At 67.8% G+C, this 2,695-nt stretch carries 3 protein-coding genes and 2 pseudogenes; 4 read left to right on the top strand and 1 reads right to left on the bottom strand.

Annotation, left to right across the window (positions count from 1 at the left end; all coding sequences use genetic code 11):
* Positions 1-274, top strand: a pseudogene (locus ASJ79_RS22070) (hypothetical protein); the annotation flags it as partial.
* A 10-nt stretch (positions 275-284) separates the two neighbouring features.
* A complete protein-coding gene (locus ASJ79_RS22065) occupies positions 285-659 on the top strand; it encodes a nuclear transport factor 2 family protein (protein ID WP_067959925.1) in 375 nt (124 codons plus the stop codon).
* Positions 660-707: 48 nt separating this feature from the next.
* On the opposite strand, the gene ASJ79_RS22060 is transcribed toward ASJ79_RS22065, so the two are convergent.
* Positions 708-1,448, bottom strand: a complete 741-nt coding sequence (locus ASJ79_RS22060; RefSeq protein ID WP_067959922.1) for a hemolysin III family protein — start codon at positions 1,446-1,448, stop codon at positions 708-710.
* Positions 1,449-1,504: 56 nt separating this feature from the next.
* Here ASJ79_RS22060 and ASJ79_RS22055 point away from each other — a divergent pair, with 56 nt between their 5' ends.
* Positions 1,505-2,296, top strand: a complete 792-nt coding sequence (locus ASJ79_RS22055) for a (2Z,6E)-farnesyl diphosphate synthase (protein ID WP_067959918.1) — start codon at positions 1,505-1,507, stop codon at positions 2,294-2,296.
* Between the two features lies 1 nt (position 2,297).
* A pseudogene (locus ASJ79_RS22050) lies at positions 2,298-2,695 on the top strand (hypothetical protein); the annotation flags it as partial.

Genomic DNA, 2,695 nt, shown 5'->3' with positions numbered 1-2,695 from the left:
GGTCAGCACGACGGTCACGTTGCTCGCGTCGTTCACCCCGCTGTGCGTGGTGCTGGCCGCGGTCGCGGCGCCGGCGTTGGCCGCGATCCGGTTCCGGTTCGCGTCGCTCGCGGCCCTGGTGGTGGTGGGTGGTGAGGTGAATTCCTCTGAGCTGCTGCGCGACCGGCCCCGCGTCGGCGGCGTGGACGCCGCCTACGTGTGCCGCGGCCGGGTCTGCGACATGCCCGTCACCACGGTCGACGATCTCGCCACCGCGCTGGGAGCCTCCGTGTAGCGTGCCGCTCATGAGTTTCGAGCCGGATGTCTTGCAGGGTTTCGTCCAGCGCTACCTCGACACGGTCGCCGGTGGCAGCGCCGACGACGTCGCCGCGCTGTACGCCGAGGACGCCACCCTCGAAGATCCGGTGGGCGGCGGCGATGTGCACATCGGGCGGCAGGCCATCGCCGGCTTCTACAAGTCGATCGAGGGCGGCGAGATCAAGACCGAGTTGCTGAGCTTCCGCGCCGGCGGGCACGAGGCGGCGTTCCTGTTCGCGATCACCGTGGGCGGGGCGATGCGCATCGAGCCGATCGAGGTGATGACGTTCGACGGCGAGGGCCGCATCACCTCGATGAAGGCCTACTGGGGCCCGCAGAACATCACCCAGCTGTCCTCGTGATTTGGGCGTAGTTGGTCAACGTCACGTTGTCGAACTACGCCGAAATCGCTAAAAGACGGCGAACCACATCGCGATGTAGTGGCAGATCGCCGCGACCGCGGTGCACGCGTGGAAGAACTCGTGATGCCCGAACGTCGTGGGCCACGGGTTGGGCCACTTGAGCGCGTAGAGCACACCACCGATGCTGTAGAGCGCGCCGCCGACGATCAGCAGCACGACCGCGGTCACCCCAGCGCCGTGCATGATCGGGCCGATGAACCACACCGCGACCCAGCCGAGCAGGATGTACAGCGGCACCCCGAGCCAGCGCGGCGACGACGGCCACAGCATCTTCAACGCGACGCCGGCGAGTGCCCCGCCCCACACGATCCACAACAGCACCATGCCGTCGTTCTCCGGCAGCGCCAGTAACGCGAACGGTGTGTAGCTGCCCGCGATGAACAAGAAGATCATCGAATGGTCGGCGCGCTTCATCCACTTGCGCGCGGTGACCGACGTCCAGTTCACCCGGTGGTAGACCCCGCTGACGGTGAACATCGCCACGATGGTCAGCGTGTAGATCAGCGTCGCGATGCCGGCGCGGGTGGACTGCAGCGACCACGACACCGCGACCAGCGTCGCGCCACAGATCACGGCGATCGCCGCCGAGTACACGTGAATCCAGCCCCGCAACCTCGGCTTACCCAGGACCTGGGCGACGCCGCCGGCGACGGCCTCGGGAAGATCCTCGGGTTCCCACGGTTCCCGCGGCGAATCGGCGGTGTACCACGGTTCGAGAGATGTCGGCATATCACCTCCGCTGAGTGGCATGGGGGCTTCTCCGCGCCACAGTAGTCTGGTTGATCGTGGACCTCATTCCGCGGCGCCTCAAAGAACCGATGTATCGGCTCTACGAGATGCGTCTGCGTCAGGGTCTCACCGCGTCACGCTCGGAACTGCCCCGGCACATCGCCGTGCTGTGCGACGGTAACCGGCGCTGGGCACGCGAGCTGGGTCATGACGACGTCAGTTTCGGCTACCGCGCGGGGGCGAGCAAGATCGCCGAGATGCTGCGCTGGTGCCAGGCGGCCGGCATCGAGATGGCCACCGTCTATCTGCTCTCCACCGAGAACCTGCAGCGCGACGATGACGAACTGGCGGCGCTGATCGAGATCATCACCGAGGTGGTCGAGGAGATCTGCGCGCCGGCCAACGGCTGGAGCGTGCGCACCGTCGGTGACCTCGAGTTGATCGGGGAGGAGCCGGCGCGCCGGCTGCGCGACGCGGTGTCCTCGACCGACGGCAACGGCGGCGCTTTTCATGTCAACGTCGCCGTCGGCTACGGCGGCCGTCAGGAGATCGTCGACGCGGTGCGTGCGCTGCTGAGCAAAGAAGTGGCCAACGGGGCCTCCGCCGAACGCCTGATCGAAGCCGTGACCGCCGACGGCATCTCGGAGAACCTTTACACCTCCGGGCAACCCGACCCCGACCTGGTGATCCGCACCTCCGGGGAACAGCGGCTGTCCGGATTCCTGCTGTGGCAGAGCGCCTATTCGGAGATGTGGTTCACCGAGGCGTACTGGCCGGAGTTCCGGCGCGTCGACTTCCTGCGGGCGCTGCGCGACTACACCGCCCGGCACCGTCGATTCGGGCGCTGACATGCTGGCCCTGTCAGCGCTGGTCTTCGCACTGAGCTGGTGGCTGGGGCTTTATCTGCTCGCCCGGGATCCCCGCAAGATCGTGCTGTCACTGGCCGCGGCCGGGCTGACCAGCTTCGCGCTCGTGGTCGCGTTGGACGCGGTCCGCGTGGTCAGCGGCTCCGAGGCGCTGAGCCGGATCGAGATCTATCTCGTCGCGGTGCCGGGCATCGCATGGTTCGCGGTGCTCCTGGAGCTGTCGCGGCCACGCGACAGCTGGCGCGGCCGCGCCGGCGAGGCCGGGCTGGTCGCCGCGATGGCCCAGTTCAGCAACGCCGTCTACACCAAGAACCGGCTGCCGCTGCGGGTCCGGGAAGCGGCGCGGATCGTCATCGCCTACGCCAACGAATGCGTGGTGTG

This window comes from Mycobacterium sp. NAZ190054 (assembly GCF_001545925.1).
Taxonomy (GTDB): Bacteria; Actinomycetota; Actinomycetes; order Mycobacteriales; family Mycobacteriaceae; genus Mycobacterium.
This window is presented reverse-complemented; position numbering and strand designations above follow the sequence as displayed.